Here is a 14,791-nt window from a genome sequence, read left to right on the forward strand (position 1 = left end):
AACAAAAAAGCGGTTGTCTTTCCCTTACGAGCGTTCCTTGTAGATGACATTATTGGCTCCGCTGGTGATCTTGAGGGCCTCAGGATGCTCCTTGATGAACGAGTCGATGTGGCGCACACGCTTGTCTTCAAGAATCTCATCGATGGCAATCAGGATACCTGTCTCCTCCACATCGCCAAAGCCGTAGTTGATGGCTGTACCAAAGAGTTTCATCGTGGGCGAAAGGCTCATGTAGGCATTCACCAATGGGGGAATATTGTATCCGAGTTTGCGAATCTCAGTATTCAACACCTTATAGTCTTCCTTAAAGCTCTTGCCACTGAAGAGTTTCTCCAATTCAGAAGGATCAGTATCCAATTTCAGCGGTTTCATCGGGATAATCAGCTTTTCCTTGTCATCAAAATAGGTCTTCAGGAAGTAAAGAATCATATCGCGACCCTTACGGATATACGAGGGATACATGGTCATCTTGCCAAAGAAGTACTTCACATTGGGCTTGATGACAGTCAGTGCACCCAATCCGTCCCAGAGGTTATCGAGGGCAAAGAGACTCTTGGCACCCATACGCGAACTCTGATAAGGCAGAGCGACAAAGGAGCGTCCGAGTTCAATGGTCCAGGGAGCATAGTCTTTTATGAAGGTCTCTGAGAAGTGGAACATGTGGCTCGTAGCCAGGATGGGCTGACCCTTCTCATCGTACTCCCAGTCCTGTCCCAGCAGATAGCGATAGCCTCCGATGATCTCCTCGGCCTCAGGATTCCAGACAATCAGTTGCTTGTAACAGTTCTCACAAATATCGAATTCATCGATATCCATCGACTTTCCCGTACCTCCACCAGCTTCACGGAAGGCAATCTCGCGAAGGCGTCCAATCTCCTTCATCACGTTAGGTGCATTGTGTGCCGTAATCACGTAAATCTCGTTATGACTCTTGTTGGTCATACGAAGCTGGCGCTCTGAGGTAAGCTCGCTCTTGAGAACTTCCTTTTCAATCGGCTGGATAATCTCCTGTTCCATTTCCTCTTTCTATGATTATAGTTTATAGACTTGATCTTTCACGAATTGTGCCCATTCCATCGGTGTTTTACTCTTGTCGAAGGTCTGCCAAGGGATGGGTTTCCCAATACTGATCTGGAAGGTCTTGTGAACGTTTTTGTACATCTCATCGACCAGGAAAAGCATGGCAAGGTTGAATGGCAGACATTTGTCGCTGAAGTTGGCGAGGCGATAGAAGAATTTGGAGTTCTGGCCACTGAAGTGGATGGGCACCACATCGCGCTGATATTCCACACTCTTCGAGATGAAGGTCTTCGACCAGGGGATGTCACAAATCACACCGTTTTGCTTGCGAGAACAGAGTCCTGCAGGGAACATCAGCATGTGATTATCGCTCTCAAAACCTGCCTTCACCATCGCAGGGAAGTTACGGCTCTGGCCTCCTGTCTTGTTGATGGGAATACAGACTGGAGCCAATCCTGGCAGATTCATCAGCAAGTCGTTGACCAAATAACGGAAACGCCCGTCGTAGTGGCGCCCGATAATAGCTCCCAGAGCCACACCGTCTTCTCCGCCAAGGGGATGGTTGCTGACGAAGGTATAGAGCTTTCCGTCCTGAGGATCAGGCAGATTCTCCTTCCCTTCTATCTCAAGTGTCATATCGAGGTACTTGACACATTCCTCCAGCCACTCGACACCCGATTTGTCGCGATTCTCCCAAAGAAAGGCGTTCACATCGTCCTGATGGGCAATACGCTTTAGCCAGCCCACGAGAGGCCGGGGGATGTACTTTGCCTTACTACCCATCTTGCTTTTTAAGATCTGATCAATGTCGATGGTCTTCTCTGTAACAATTGCCATTTTCTCTTCAAAAACACTAACGTGGTGCAAAAATAGCACATTTCTTTCAATAATGAGCATAAAATGACGAAAAATCTTTCTTTTTAAAAGTATTTTGTACACAACGGCCACTTTTTGACGACCAATCTATCACAAATTAACCTTAAAAAACACTTCTTTTGTCATCCTAACGGAAGGAGGCAAATCAATAAATAAAGTTAAAATTGAAAAAAAGTGGGGAAAAGTGGCGGAAAGTGGGGAAATTTATCTATCTTTGTAACCGATTTAAAATATAAAGATGTACGTATGCGTTTTTTAGGGAATATAGAAGCAAAAACCGACACGAAGGGAAGAGCCTTTCTGCCAGCCGTTTTCCGCAAGGTGCTCCAGGCATCTGGCGAGGAGAACCTGGTGCTGAGAAAGGATGTTTTCCAGAAATGTCTGGTCATCTATCCCGAAAGCGTATGGAATGAACGCCTCGATCAGCTCAAGCAGCAGTTGCGCCCTTGGAAGCAGGCTCATCAGCAGATGTTCCGACAGTTTGTTTCGGAAGCCGAAGTGGTGACACTCGACGGCAACGGGCGATTCCTGATTTCCAAGCGTCTACAGAAAATAGCAGAAATTGACCAGGACATCCAGTTTATCGGCATGGACGACACCATAGAAATATGGTCGCCCACGAATCTGGAGAAGACCCTAAAGACCGATGAAGAATTCGGTACTGAATTTGAAGACATCATGAACGTCGAAGACAACCGATGACCACCGCCGAGACATATCACATTCCAGTACTCCTTCAGGAGAGCATCGACGGGCTTGATATCAAGCCCGATGGTGTTTATGTAGACGTTACCTTCGGTGGCGGCGGGCACAGTAGGGAGATACTGCGCAGACTCGGAAAGAAAGGCCATCTTTACAGCTTCGATCAGGACGAAGACGCAGAACAGAACATCGTTGACGACGAGCGGTTTACCTTCGTCAGAAGCAACTTCAGATACCTGAAGAACTGGATGCGCTACTATGATGTGGATCATATCGACGGACTGTTAGCCGACCTAGGGGTTTCAAGTCACCACTTTGACGATGAGACCCGCGGTTTCTCGTTCCGCTTCGACGCACCACTCGACATGCGGATGAACAAACGGGCTGGCATGACGGCAGCGGAGATCCTGAAGACCTATGATGAAGAGCAGCTGTCGGACATCTTCTATCTCTACGGAGAGTTGAAGAATGCACGGAAAATAGCCTCGGCCATCGTGAAGGTGCGCTATGAGCAGCCCATAGAGACCACAGGCGACCTGATCAAGGTCACGGAAAAGCTGTTTCAGCGGGAGCGCGAGAAGAAAGAGATGGCAAAAATGTTCCAGGCCCTGCGCATTGAGGTGAACCACGAGATGACAGCCCTGAAAGAGATGCTTAACGGCGCAAAAGACGTCCTGGGCGAAGGCGGCAGACTGTCGGTGATCACCTATCACTCGTTGGAAGATCGTATTGTGAAGAATTTCATGAAAGCTGGCAATGCCGAAGGGAAGGTCAAGCAGGATTTCTTCGGAAGGACAGAGGCCCCTTTCCGGGCCATCAGTAACAAGGTCATCGTACCGAGTGATGAGGAACAACAGCAGAACCCGCGTAGCCGGAGTGCAAAATTGAGAATTGCAGAAAGAGTTGAGATTGAAGAAAAATAGATATGAGTAAGACTGACGATATAAAACTGGAAATCCAGGATGGCATCGAGGAAGAGCCTGCCGTCAAGAAGGAGGAACATGACCTGATAGACGAGGCCGCCGAGATGAAAGAGCAGGCCAGGAAGACCATCCAGCTGATTAAGGAGAAAGCCAAGGAGGAAGACCCCAAGCTGACATCGACGATGACACTGAGGACGATCCTGGGTGGCGACTTCCTGACAGCCGATATGGTGCGACGTCAGATCTGGCTGTTTGTACTGATGGTGATCTTCACCATCCTCTACGTCGCCTTCAGATACCAGTGTCAACAGGATATGATTGCCATCGACAAACTGGAAAAGGAAGTGCTCGACGCCAAGTACAAGGCCCTCTCCAGCTCCAGTACCCTCACGGAGAAATGTCGTGAGAGCCATGTGCTCGAAGCCCTGAAACAGAACAAGGATAGTCTGCTTCATATCGCAGATCAGCCACCTTATATTATATATATAGAGGAATGAGCAAGTTTAAGAGCGACAAAGTAATGCCCCGCTACTTTGCTATTGCGGTAGTCATGACATTGATTGGTTTTGCCATCGTAGGCAAGGCCATGTACATCATGACTGCCAAGAAGCAGTATTGGAGCGATGTGGCTGCCCGTCTGAAGCGCGACAGTGTCATCGTGAAGCCCAACCGTGGTAACATTCTCAGCAGCGACGGCCAGCTGATGGCCAGCAGCATCCCCGAATATAAGATCTACATGGACTTCCAGGCTGGTACTGATGACTCGTTAGGCCAGGCCCGTCACGACTCCATCTGGGAAGTGGAGATAGACAGCATCTGCGACGGTCTGAACAAGATCTTCCCCAAGAAAACAGCTGCGGAGTTCAAAGCCCACCTGCTCGAAGGCAAACAGAAAGTATTGAAAAACGGTTCTGTAGGTGCCCGTCACTGGGCTATCTGGCCTCGCCGTATCGACTATAACACCTTCTGTGAAGTGCGTATGCTGCCCATCTTCAAGGAGCGCACCTATAAGGGTGGCTTCCACTGGGAGGAGTTTAATGCCCGTCGTAAGCCCTTCACCACCCTCGCCCGCCGCACCATCGGCGACCTCTATGGCGAGATCGACAGTGCGAAGAACGGTCTGGAGTTGGCCTTCGACAAGGAGTTGCGCGGCACCAACGGACTCATGCATCGTAGAAAGGTGCTTCAGAAATATCTGGACATTCCTGTTCTGGCACCCATCGACGGTTGTGACATTGTGACCACCATCGACGTAGGTATGCAGGACCTGGCTGAACGTGCCCTGATTGAGGAGTTGAAAGACCCACAGGTAAATGGTGAGATGGGCGTTGCCATCCTGATGGAGGTGAAGACTGGCGACGTGAAGGCTATTGTAAACATGCAGCGTGCTGCCGACGGCGAATATTATGAGATGGTAAACAATGCCGTCAGCTTCCGTTGTGAGCCAGGTTCAGTTTTCAAAGTGGCCTCTTTCCTCGTAGCTCTCGACGACGGTGTGGCCGACACCAGCCTCGTGATTCATACGGGTAGCGGTGTGATGGAGATGCACGGCAGACTGATGAAAGATCACAACTGGCGCCGTGGCGGTTATCAGGATATCAATATGGCCCGAGCCCTGGAAGTGAGTTCCAACATCGGTGTCAGCTGGGTTATCGACAAGTTCTATGGTGCCAATCCCACAAAATATGTACAGGGTCTCTACCGTGTAGGCATCCACGAGGATCTGAAACTGCCTATCCAAGGCTACCATCCTCCCTATATCCGTATGCCAGACACCAAGACCACCGACCGTGCCAAGTACTGGAGTAAGACCACCTTGCCCTGGATGAGTATCGGCTATGAGACACAGATTGCCCCCATCAACACGGTGGCTTTCTATAATGCCATTGCCAACAACGGCAGGATGATGCAGCCCCGTTTCGTAAAACAGTTGGTAAAAGACGGACAGGTCGTCAAGGAATATGAACCCGTGGTGCTCAAAGAGCGGATTGCCAAGCCTCAGGCCATCAAGACGATGCAGACCATCTTGGAACATGTCGTCAGCCAAGGCCTTGGCAGGAAAGCAGGATCCAAGTCGTTCAAGGTGGCAGGTAAGACAGGTACGGCCCAGGTGGCTGACCAGCACGGCAGCTACCACTCGGGAACCACCCGCTACTGGCTCTCGTTTGCAGGTTATTTCCCTGCTGACAATCCTAAATATACCTGTATCGTCTGCATCAAGAAGTCGGGACTGCCCGCTTCTGGCGGTGGCATGAGCGGTGTTGTATTCCACCATATTGCAGAGGGTGTGATGGCCCAGAACCTGAAACGAAGCGTAGATGATGCCCATGACGAGACCTCCGTGATGACACCTGAAGTCAAAGGAGGCGACATCGCCGCCTCAGACTATGTGCTCAGACAACTTGGTGTCAAGGCAGGCAACAGCATCGACGAACAAAAAACCTCGAAAGGCATCGTGCCCAACGTGCTGGGCATGGGAGCCCGCGACGCTGTCTACCAGTTAGAGGTCCGTGGCGTAAAGGCCAGGTTAAGGGGCAGAGGCCGTGTGAAGTCACAAAGCATCTATGCGGGAACAGCCATTAAGCAGGGAATGGTGTGCGACTTAGTATTGGAATAATCTATAATAAGGAATAAGATATGAAACTGAACGAACTGCTCAAAAATGTAGAAGTACTCAACATCCTCGGTGATGCGGACATCGAGATTACGGGTGTCAACATTGATTCCCGCCGCATCGAGGCAGGACATCTGTTCGTGGCCATCCCAGGTACGCAGACCGACGGCCACAAGTTCATTCCTAAAGCCATCGAACAGGGAGCGGTAGCCGTCTTGTGCGAATACTTCCCTAACAGACGCGAACCGGGTATCACCTATATCGCCGTAGAGTCGACGGAAGACTGGGTGGGCGAGGTAGCTACACAGTTCTATGGCGATCCGTCACGCCAACTGAAGTTGGTTGGTGTGACAGGTACGAACGGTAAGACCACCATCGCCACCTTATTATATAATATGTTTCGCCAGTTCGGCCACAAGTGCGGTCTGCTCTCCACCGTCTGTAACTATATCGAGGGTGAGGCAATCCCGGCAGACCACACCACTCCCGACCCCATAGAACTGAACCGTCTCCTGGCCCAGATGGTGGAAGCCGGCTGCGAATATGCATTCATGGAGTGTTCGAGTCATGCCATAGCCCAGAAACGTATTGGCGGACTGAGATTTACTGGTGGACTCTTCACCAATCTGACCCGTGATCATCTGGACTACCACGGCACGTTCGAGAACTACCGTGATGCCAAGAAAGCTTTCTTCGACGGACTCGACAAGGATGCCTTTGCCATCACCAATGCAGATGACAAGAACGGCATGGTGATGGTGCAGAACTGTCGCGCTCAGATCAAGACATACTCTACTCGTACGATGGCCGACTTCAAGGCTAAGATCATCGAATGCCATTTCGAGGGTATGTATCTCGAAATCGATGGCAGAGAGGTCGGCGTACAGTTTATCGGCAAGTTCAATGTCAGCAACCTGCTCGCCGTCTACGGAGCTGCCGTCATGCTGGGTAAGAAGCCCGAGGATATCCTCGTTATCCTGAGTACACTGAAGAGTGTCAACGGACGACTGGAACCCATCCATTCACCTGAAGGCTACACCGCCATTGTAGACTATGCCCACACCCCCGATGCACTGGAGAATGTGCTGAACGCCATCCATGAAGTGCTCGATGGCAAGGGAAAGGTTATTACCGTCTGTGGTGCTGGTGGCAACCGCGACAAAGGCAAGCGCCCGCTGATGGCACAAGAGGCCGTGAAGCAGAGCGACAAAGTGATTATCACCAGCGACAACCCCCGTTTCGAGGAACCGCAGGATATCATTGATGATATGTTGGCTGGTCTGGATGCCAAGCAGATGAAAAAGGTTGTCAGCATCGTCGACCGTCGCGAGGCCATCCGTACCGCTTGTATGATGGCTGAAAAGGGTGACGTTATCCTCATTGCCGGCAAGGGGCATGAGGACTATCAGGAGATTCAGGGTGTAAAACACCACTTCGATGACAAGGAAGTGGTAAGAGACATTTTTGGTATTTAGAAGTTTAAAGAGTTATGCTATACTACATCTTCCGTTTTTTAGAGCAGTATGATATTCCGGGAGCGCACATGTGGAGCTACATCTCCTTCCGTGCGCTGCTGACGCTGATTCTCGCCCTGCTGATCTCTGCCTGGTTTGGTGAGAAGTTCATACGATGGATGAAACGTAAGAAGATCTTCGAAACGGAGCGCGACCCGGCAATCGATCCATTTGGAGTCGAGAAGAAAGGTGTGCCGACGATGGGTGGTATCATCATCATCGTCAGTATCCTGATTCCTGTCATTCTGCTTTGCCGAATGCGAAACATCTACATCATCCTCATGATTATCACCACGGTATGGCTGGGATTCCTCGGATTCCTCGATGACTATATCAAGATATTCAAACGCAACAAGGACGGACTGAAGGGCAAGTACAAGATTGTGGGACAGGTGAGCATCGGCTTCATCGTGGGTCTGACACTTTGGCTGAGTCCCGATGTCGTCGTCAGGGAGAACATCAACGTTTCGCAACAAAACCAGGAGATTGTCGTTAAACACAAGAAGGAAGCCGTGAAGTCCCTGCAGACCACCATTCCCTTCATCAAGAACCACAACCTGAACTACTCAGACGTGATGGGTTTCTTAGGCCAATATAAGGTTGCCGCCGGATGGATGCTCTTCGTCTTTGTCACCATCTTCGCTGTGACAGGCGTTTCCAATGGCGCCAACCTCAATGACGGCATGGATGGTATGTGTGCAGGCAACTCTGCCATCGTGGGCGTTGCATTAGGCATACTCGCCTATGTGTCGTCGCACATCGGCTATGCCTCGTATTTCGACATCATGTATATCCCCCACTCTGAGGAACTGGTGGTGTTCCTTTGTGCATTCGTTGGTGCCATGATCGGTTTCCTGTGGTACAATGCTTTCCCCGCCCAGGTATTTATGGGCGACACGGGTTCACTAACCATCGGCGGCATCATCGGTGTGTGTGCCGTCATCATCCATAAGGAGCTGTTACTCCCGATTCTCTGCGGTATTTTCTTCGTGGAGAGCCTGAGTGTTATCATACAGACCCAGTGGTTTAAGATCCAGAAGCGGAAAGGTAAGCGGGTACGTGTGTTCCGTGCCACACCTATTCACGACAACTTCCGGAAACTGGATTCACAGCTCGACGCTACCAGTACTTATATTCTTAAAGGATGGCCCCGCCGTCCGTTCCACGAGTCAAAGATCACCATCCGCTTCTGGATTACATCCATTATCTTAGCGGCTTTGGCCATCATAACATTAAAGATGAGATAAAAAGAAAGATGAAAAGAATCGTTATATTAGGAGCAGGAGAGAGCGGCGCAGGTGCAGCCGTACTTGCCAAGAAAGAAGGCTTCGACGTGTTTGTATCAGACATGTCGAAGATTGCCGACAAATACAAGAAACAGTTGAATGACCATCAGATTGAATGGGAAGAGGGACATCATAGCGAGGAGAAAATCCTCAATGCCGACGAGATTATCAAGAGTCCTGGCATCCCTGACACCGCCCCCATGATACAGAAGGTCAAGGAGAAGGGCATCCATATTATCAGCGAGATTGAGTTTGCCGGCCGTTACACACAGTCAAAGATGGTATGCATCACAGGCTCAAATGGTAAGACCACTACCACCTCGCTCATCTACCACATCTTCAAGGATGCAGGCTACGACGTGGGACTGGCCGGTAACATCGGTAACTCACTCGCCCTCCAGGTGGCAGAGGATCCACACGAATACTACGTCATCGAACTCAGTTCGTTCCAATTGGACAACATGTACGACTTCCGTGCCGACATCGCCATCCTGTTGAACATCACCCCCGACCATCTGGACCGCTACAACTTCGAGATGCAGAACTATGTGGACTCCAAGATGCGAATCATCCAGAACCAGACACCCAAAGATGCCTTCATCTACTGGGCCGACGATCCCATCATCAAACGGGAACTGGAGAAATACGACATTAAGTCCATACAATACCCCTTCTCTGAGCTGAAGGAGAAAGGTGTCATCGGCTATATCGAGGAAGGCCAGTACAAGATTGAAGAGCCAGAGCCATTCAACATGGAACAGGAGAGTCTCAGTCTCACTGGTAAACATAATATCTACAATTCGCTGGCAGCCGGTATTGCAGCCAACATCGCAGGAATCAAGAAAGAAGAGATCCGCAAGTGCCTCAGCGACTTCCCCGGTGTGGAGCACCGTCTGGAGAAGGTCTGCATGGTTCGTGGCGTGCAATATATCAACGACTCTAAAGCCACGAATGTCGACGCCTGCTGGTATGCACTGGAGGCCATGAAGACTAAGGTCATCCTCATCATCGGCGGCAAGGACAAGGGCAATGACTACAGCCCCATCAAGCCGCTGGTGAAGGAGAAATGCTCTGGTCTGGTGTATCTCGGTGCCGACAACCAGAAGCTGCACGACAACTTCGACGGCATGGGCATCCCTGTCCGCGACACCCACTCTATGAAGGAGTGTATCGAGGCCTGTTACGAGATGGCCCAGCCCGGAGAGACTGTTCTGCTCAGCCCATGCTGCGCCTCCTTCGACCTCTTCAAGAATATGGAGGACCGTGGTGAACAATTCAAGGAATTGGTAAGAAACCTATAAGATATGAACAAAAGGATAGGTAACATCTTCAAAGGAGACAAGGTCATCTGGATGGTATTCTTCTTCCTCTGTATGATCAGCATCGTCGAGGTCTTTTCGGCCTCGAGCAACCTGACATACAAGAGTCAGAACTATATCGGGCCGATTGCGTTCCACACGGTCACCATTATCATTGGCGCCATCGTGGCTGTGGTCACCCTGAACGTCCCGTGCCGTTACTTCAAGTTGATGACACCTTTCCTACTGGTAATCTCAGGCTTTACACTACTCTGGGTACTCATTGGCGGAGAGTCCATCAATGGTGCCAACCGCGTTATCTCCCTCCCCGGCGGCATCACCTTCCAACCCTCAGAGATTGCAAAGGGCACGATGGTGCTCATCACGGCACAGATTCTCAGTGCCATGCAACGGGAGGAGGGTGCCGACAAGAAGGCCTTCAAATATATCCTCTGGATTGTTGTTCCGACGGCAGCCCTTATCGGCATCGAGAACCTGTCGACAGCAGCCCTGCTCTTTGCAGTCATCTTCCTGATGATGTTCATTGGTCGCGTGCCGATGATCCAGATGGGAAAGTTGGTGGGAGCCTGTGCTGTCCTTGTAGCCGTATTCCTGACCTTGGTACTCACTTTGGGAAGTATCGGGGAGAGTCAGGAGAGCAGTGAGCAGACGACAGAAGCAGTCAGTGGAGAGACAGATACGAAAGTCATCAAGGGCGGCGGCGTCTTCCACCGTTTTGTGACCTGGCGCAACCGTATCGTCAAACACCTCGACAAGAAGGACATCTCTCCAGATAAATACGATCTTGATAAAGATGCCCAAGTGGCTCACGCCAACATTGCCATCGTGTCGAGCAACATCATCGGCAAGGGTCCAGGCCAATCGGTTGAACGAGACTTCCTTTCACAGGCCTTCTCCGACTTTATCTTTGCCATTGTCATCGAGGAATTGGGCATCATCGGAGCCTCGTTTGTAGTGCTGCTCTATATTGTGCTGCTTTACAGGACGGCCCGTATTGCCAGCCGTTGCGAGAATAATTTCCCGGCTTTCTTGGTAATGGGCCTGGCCTTGCTACTCGTAGTCCAGGCAGTCTTCAACATGCTGGTGGCAGTAGGCATCGCCCCTGTGACGGGACAACCGCTGCCTCTAATCAGTAAAGGTGGTACCTCAACCATCATCAACTGCGCCTACATTGGTGCAATCTTAAGTGTTAGTCGCTCTGCGAAAAAAAGAGAGCAAAAAATGGCGCTAAAAGAAATTTAATTTGTAATTTTGCACCCTCATATATAAATAAGGTATGGAAAAAGAGTTGAGAGTCATCATTAGCGGAGGCGGCACAGGAGGACATATCTTCCCTGCTGTCAGTATTGCAAATGCAATCAAGGCACTACGTCCGGATGCAAAAATCCTTTTCGTCGGTGCCTTGGGACGTATGGAGATGCAACGCGTTCCTGCAGCGGGTTATGAGATCAAAGGCCTGCCCATCTGTGGCTTCGACCGCAAGAACCTGCTGAAGAACTTCAAGGTGCTCTATAAGATCTGGAAGAGCCAACGGATGGCCAAACAAATTATCAAGGACTTTCAGCCACAGGTCGCTGTGGGTGTGGGTGGCTATGCCAGTGGTCCCACACTGAACAAGGCTGCAGCGATGGGTATTCCCTGCCTGATCCAGGAGCAAAACTCCTATGCCGGTGTTACAAACAAGCTCCTTGCCAAGAAAGCCGAGAAGATTTGTGTGGCATACGAAGGCATGGAACGTTTCTTCCCTGCCGAGAAGATTATCCTGACAGGAAACCCTGTCCGCCAGGCATTGCTCGACACAACCATCTCTCGTGAGGATGCCATCAAGAGCTTCGGTCTGGACCCGACCAAAAAGACCATCCTGCTCGTAGGTGGCAGTCTGGGGGCCAGGACCATCAACGAGAGTGTATTACAGCATCTCGACCTTGTCAGATCATCCGATGTACAGTTCATCTGGCAGACAGGCAAATACTACAGTGCCGCTATCGCTGAACAGTTGAAGGGTCAGGACATCCCCAACCTGAAGGTGACCGACTTCATCTCCGATATGGGTGCTGCTTATAAGGCCGCCGACCTCGTCATCAGCCGTGCTGGAGCGAGCAGTATCTCCGAGTTCTGTCTGATTGGCAAGCCCGTCATCCTCGTACCCAGTCCGAATGTGGCAGAAGACCACCAGACCAAGAATGCACTTGCCCTCTCCACACGCAGCGCAGCCATCTACGTGAAGGATGCCGAGGCCCCCGCCACACTGCTGGAACTGGCCATCAAGACCGTCAACGACGGAGCCAAGCAGAAGTCGCTCAGTGAGAATGTCCTGAAACTGGCCCTCCCCGACTCGGCAGAAATTATCGCAAAAGAAGTAATCAAATTAGCACAATGAATACAGAAGATATCAAAGCAGTCTATTTCGTAGGAGCCGGTGGCATCGGCATGAGTGCCATCGCCCGCTACTTCCTCAAGAAAGGACATGTCGTGGCCGGCTATGATAAGACCCCCTCAGATCTGACACGCCAGCTTGAGAAAGAGGGCATGCTCATTCATTATGAGGAGGATATAGAGCAGATTCCCTTTGCCTGCAAGCAGAGCAAGTCATGCCTCGTCATTTATACACCGGCCATCCCGGCAGAACACAAAGAACTCGTCTTCTTCCGTGAGAACGGCTTTGAGATCCAGAAACGCGCCCAGGTTCTCGGAACCCTGACGCAAGCCCATAAGGGACTTTGTGTGGCCGGTACCCATGGTAAGACAACCACATCAACCATGTGTGCCCATATCATGCACCAGAGCCATCTCGACTGCAACGCCTTCCTCGGTGGTATCTCGAAGAACTATGGCACCAACTATATCCTCTCCGACTCCGACTTCGTGGTCATCGAGGCCGATGAGTTCGACCGTTCTTTCCACTGGCTGCGTCCCTGGATGAGCGTCATCACCAGCACGGACCCCGACCACCTTGACATTTATGGTACGAAGGAGGCTTATCTGGAGAGTTTCCGCCACTATTCGGAATTGATCCAGTCGGGCGGTGCTTTGATTATCCACCGCGACTTAGAGATGAAAGAACATCTGCAGGAGGGTGTCCGCCGTTATGACTATAGTCTCAACGAGGGCGATTTCCATGCAGAGAACATCCGTATTGAGAATGGTGAGATCACCTTCGATTTCATCTCGCCGATTGAGAATGTCAAGAATGTGCAGCTCGGACAGCCCATTCCCATCAACATTGAAAACGGCATCGCTGCCATGGCAATGGCACAACTCAACGGTTGTACGGCTGAGGAGCTCAAATACGGTATGCAGACCTACGGTGGCGTGGACCGTCGCTTCGATTTCAAGATCAAGACCGACAAGCTGGTCTTCCTCAGCGATTATGCCCACCACCCGAAAGAGATCTACCAGAGTGCTAAGAGCATCCGTGAATTGTATAAGGACAAGCATATCACGGCCATCTTCCAGCCACACCTCTATACCCGCACCCGCGACTTCTATAAAGATTTCGCCGACGCGCTGAGCCAGCTCGACGAGGTGGTGCTCACCGAGATCTACCCAGCCCGTGAGGCACCTATCGAGGGTGTCACCTCACAACTTATCTTCGACAACCTGAAGCCGGGCGTGAAGAAAGAGATGATCCAGAAGGATAAGGTACTGGACTATGTCAAGACCCACCAGTTCGAGGTGCTGATCGTTCTCGGTGCTGGCGACCTCGACAATCAGGTTCCACAGATTACCAAGATATTAAACAGTAAATAGTCAAACAAAGAAATATGCCGGCCATCAACTGGAAGAAAACCGCCATCGTTGTCTGCGACATACTTGTCGCCGCCTACCTGTTGCTCGCCATCACCGCGTTTAACAAACCCGGTGCAAAGGAGACGCATTGCACAGAGGTGAAGATCAATATCGAGAAAAGCGAGGTGGAAGGCTTCCTGAATGTCGGCGAAATCAAGCGCATCCTGTCGCAAGAGCATGCCTACCCGCTTTCTCAGCCTATGGAGGCCATCAGTTCCAGAAAGATCGAGGAGTGCTTACAGAAAAGCCCCTTCGTGGAAAAGGCGGAATGCCATAAGACCCAGAGCGGACATGTCTGCATCAGCATCAAACAGCGCACACCTGTCGTACGGGTTATGCCCGACAATGGTGAGAGCTATTACATCGACTCACAGGGTAACTTCATGCCGGAGAACCGTTATGTGACAGATCTTCTCATCGCCACAGGAACCATCTCCCGCAAGTATGCCCAGAGCAGACTGACGACGGTTGCAAAGACCATCATGCAGGACGACTTCTGGAAGAACCAGATTGTTCAGATTAACGTCCTCTCCAACGGCACCATAGAACTGGTACCACGGGTTGGCGACCATATCATCTATCTGGGAAGTCCCACCATGATTGAACAGAAGCTGGAGCGCACACGTAAGTTCTACCTCTATGGTCTCAACAAGGCGGGATGGAACAAATACTCATATATCAACGTAGAATTCAGTAATCAGATTATCTGCAAAAAAAGGAAGAATCATTAATAATAAATATATCAGAT

At 50.7% G+C, this 14,791-nt stretch carries 13 protein-coding genes; 11 read left to right on the plus strand and 2 right to left on the minus strand.

The genetic code is table 11. From position 1 onward, the window contains the following. Positions 1–24: 24 nt before the first annotated feature. Positions 25–1,017: a GNAT family N-acetyltransferase gene (locus BMY16_RS06670; protein ID WP_091841116.1), complete on the minus strand. Its 993-nt coding sequence runs from the start codon at positions 1,015–1,017 to the stop codon at positions 25–27. 15 nt (positions 1,018–1,032) lie between these two features. Further along, positions 1,033–1,857 (minus strand): glycerol acyltransferase, encoded by an 825-nt coding sequence (locus tag BMY16_RS06675; protein ID WP_091841117.1) that lies wholly within the window; start codon positions 1,855–1,857, stop codon positions 1,033–1,035. A gap of 285 nt (positions 1,858–2,142) precedes the next feature. On the opposite strand from BMY16_RS06675, the gene mraZ reads away from it, so the two are divergent. Genes mraZ through BMY16_RS06730 form a run of 11 tightly spaced genes read left to right on the plus strand, consistent with a single transcriptional unit; the run spans position 2,143 to position 14,774 of the window. Then, entirely contained in the window at positions 2,143–2,598 is a 456-nt protein-coding gene (gene mraZ / locus BMY16_RS06680) for a division/cell wall cluster transcriptional repressor MraZ (RefSeq protein WP_091841119.1), read from the plus strand. After that, positions 2,595–3,521 (plus strand): 16S rRNA (cytosine(1402)-N(4))-methyltransferase RsmH, encoded by a 927-nt coding sequence (gene rsmH / locus BMY16_RS06685; protein ID WP_091841120.1) that lies wholly within the window; start codon positions 2,595–2,597, stop codon positions 3,519–3,521. The genes mraZ and rsmH overlap by 4 nt, the downstream gene beginning before the upstream one ends. A 2-nt stretch (positions 3,522–3,523) precedes the next feature. Further along, positions 3,524–4,018: an FtsL-like putative cell division protein gene (locus BMY16_RS06690; protein WP_244512961.1), complete on the plus strand. Its 495-nt coding sequence runs from the start codon at positions 3,524–3,526 to the stop codon at positions 4,016–4,018. After that, positions 4,015–6,138, plus strand: a complete 2,124-nt coding sequence (locus tag BMY16_RS06695; RefSeq protein ID WP_091841122.1) for a penicillin-binding protein — start codon at positions 4,015–4,017, stop codon at positions 6,136–6,138. The genes BMY16_RS06690 and BMY16_RS06695 overlap by 4 nt, the downstream gene beginning before the upstream one ends. A gap of 20 nt (positions 6,139–6,158) precedes the next feature. Then, positions 6,159–7,610: a UDP-N-acetylmuramoyl-L-alanyl-D-glutamate--2,6-diaminopimelate ligase gene (locus BMY16_RS06700; RefSeq protein WP_091841124.1), complete on the plus strand. Its 1,452-nt coding sequence runs from the start codon at positions 6,159–6,161 to the stop codon at positions 7,608–7,610. A 14-nt stretch (positions 7,611–7,624) separates the two neighbouring features. Next, positions 7,625–8,896, plus strand: a complete 1,272-nt coding sequence (gene mraY, locus BMY16_RS06705) for a phospho-N-acetylmuramoyl-pentapeptide-transferase (RefSeq protein WP_091841125.1) — start codon at positions 7,625–7,627, stop codon at positions 8,894–8,896. Positions 8,897–8,904: 8 nt separating this feature from the next. Beyond that, a complete protein-coding gene (murD, locus tag BMY16_RS06710; RefSeq protein WP_091841127.1) occupies positions 8,905–10,236 on the plus strand; it encodes a UDP-N-acetylmuramoyl-L-alanine--D-glutamate ligase in 1,332 nt (443 codons plus the stop codon). Positions 10,237–10,239: 3 nt separating this feature from the next. Continuing rightward, entirely contained in the window at positions 10,240–11,496 is a 1,257-nt protein-coding gene (locus tag BMY16_RS06715) for an FtsW/RodA/SpoVE family cell cycle protein (protein ID WP_091841128.1), read from the plus strand. Between the two features lie 34 nt (positions 11,497–11,530). Further along, entirely contained in the window at positions 11,531–12,634 is a 1,104-nt protein-coding gene (gene murG / locus BMY16_RS06720; protein ID WP_091841130.1) for an undecaprenyldiphospho-muramoylpentapeptide beta-N-acetylglucosaminyltransferase, read from the plus strand. Then, positions 12,631–14,004, plus strand: a complete 1,374-nt coding sequence (gene murC, locus BMY16_RS06725) for a UDP-N-acetylmuramate--L-alanine ligase (protein ID WP_091841131.1) — start codon at positions 12,631–12,633, stop codon at positions 14,002–14,004. The genes murG and murC overlap by 4 nt, the downstream gene beginning before the upstream one ends. Positions 14,005–14,018: 14 nt before the next feature. Next, positions 14,019–14,774: a cell division protein FtsQ/DivIB gene (locus BMY16_RS06730; protein WP_091841133.1), complete on the plus strand. Its 756-nt coding sequence runs from the start codon at positions 14,019–14,021 to the stop codon at positions 14,772–14,774. Positions 14,775–14,791: the final 17 nt, after the last annotated feature.

This window comes from Prevotella sp. ne3005, assembly GCF_900110085.1.
GTDB lineage: Bacteria > Bacteroidota > Bacteroidia > Bacteroidales > Bacteroidaceae > Prevotella.

Bases quoted from the DNA above. Each gene is read 5' to 3' on its own strand.
- BMY16_RS06670 (WP_091841116.1), bottom strand. From the start codon at position 1,017: ATGGAACAGGAGATTATCCAGCCGATTGAAAAGGAAGTTCTCAAGAGC.
- BMY16_RS06675 (WP_091841117.1), bottom strand. From the start codon at position 1,857: ATGGCAATTGTTACAGAGAAGACCATCGACATTGATCAGATCTTAAAA.
- mraZ (WP_091841119.1), top strand. From the start codon at position 2,143: ATGCGTTTTTTAGGGAATATAGAAGCAAAAACCGACACGAAGGGAAGA.
- rsmH (WP_091841120.1), top strand. From the start codon at position 2,595: ATGACCACCGCCGAGACATATCACATTCCAGTACTCCTTCAGGAGAGC.
- BMY16_RS06690 (WP_244512961.1), top strand. From the start codon at position 3,524: ATGAGTAAGACTGACGATATAAAACTGGAAATCCAGGATGGCATCGAG.
- BMY16_RS06695 (WP_091841122.1), top strand. From the start codon at position 4,015: ATGAGCAAGTTTAAGAGCGACAAAGTAATGCCCCGCTACTTTGCTATT.
- BMY16_RS06700 (WP_091841124.1), top strand. From the start codon at position 6,159: ATGAAACTGAACGAACTGCTCAAAAATGTAGAAGTACTCAACATCCTC.
- mraY (WP_091841125.1), top strand. From the start codon at position 7,625: ATGCTATACTACATCTTCCGTTTTTTAGAGCAGTATGATATTCCGGGA.
- murD (WP_091841127.1), top strand. From the start codon at position 8,905: ATGAAAAGAATCGTTATATTAGGAGCAGGAGAGAGCGGCGCAGGTGCA.
- BMY16_RS06715 (WP_091841128.1), top strand. From the start codon at position 10,240: ATGAACAAAAGGATAGGTAACATCTTCAAAGGAGACAAGGTCATCTGG.
- murG (WP_091841130.1), top strand. From the start codon at position 11,531: ATGGAAAAAGAGTTGAGAGTCATCATTAGCGGAGGCGGCACAGGAGGA.
- murC (WP_091841131.1), top strand. From the start codon at position 12,631: ATGAATACAGAAGATATCAAAGCAGTCTATTTCGTAGGAGCCGGTGGC.
- BMY16_RS06730 (WP_091841133.1), top strand. From the start codon at position 14,019: ATGCCGGCCATCAACTGGAAGAAAACCGCCATCGTTGTCTGCGACATA.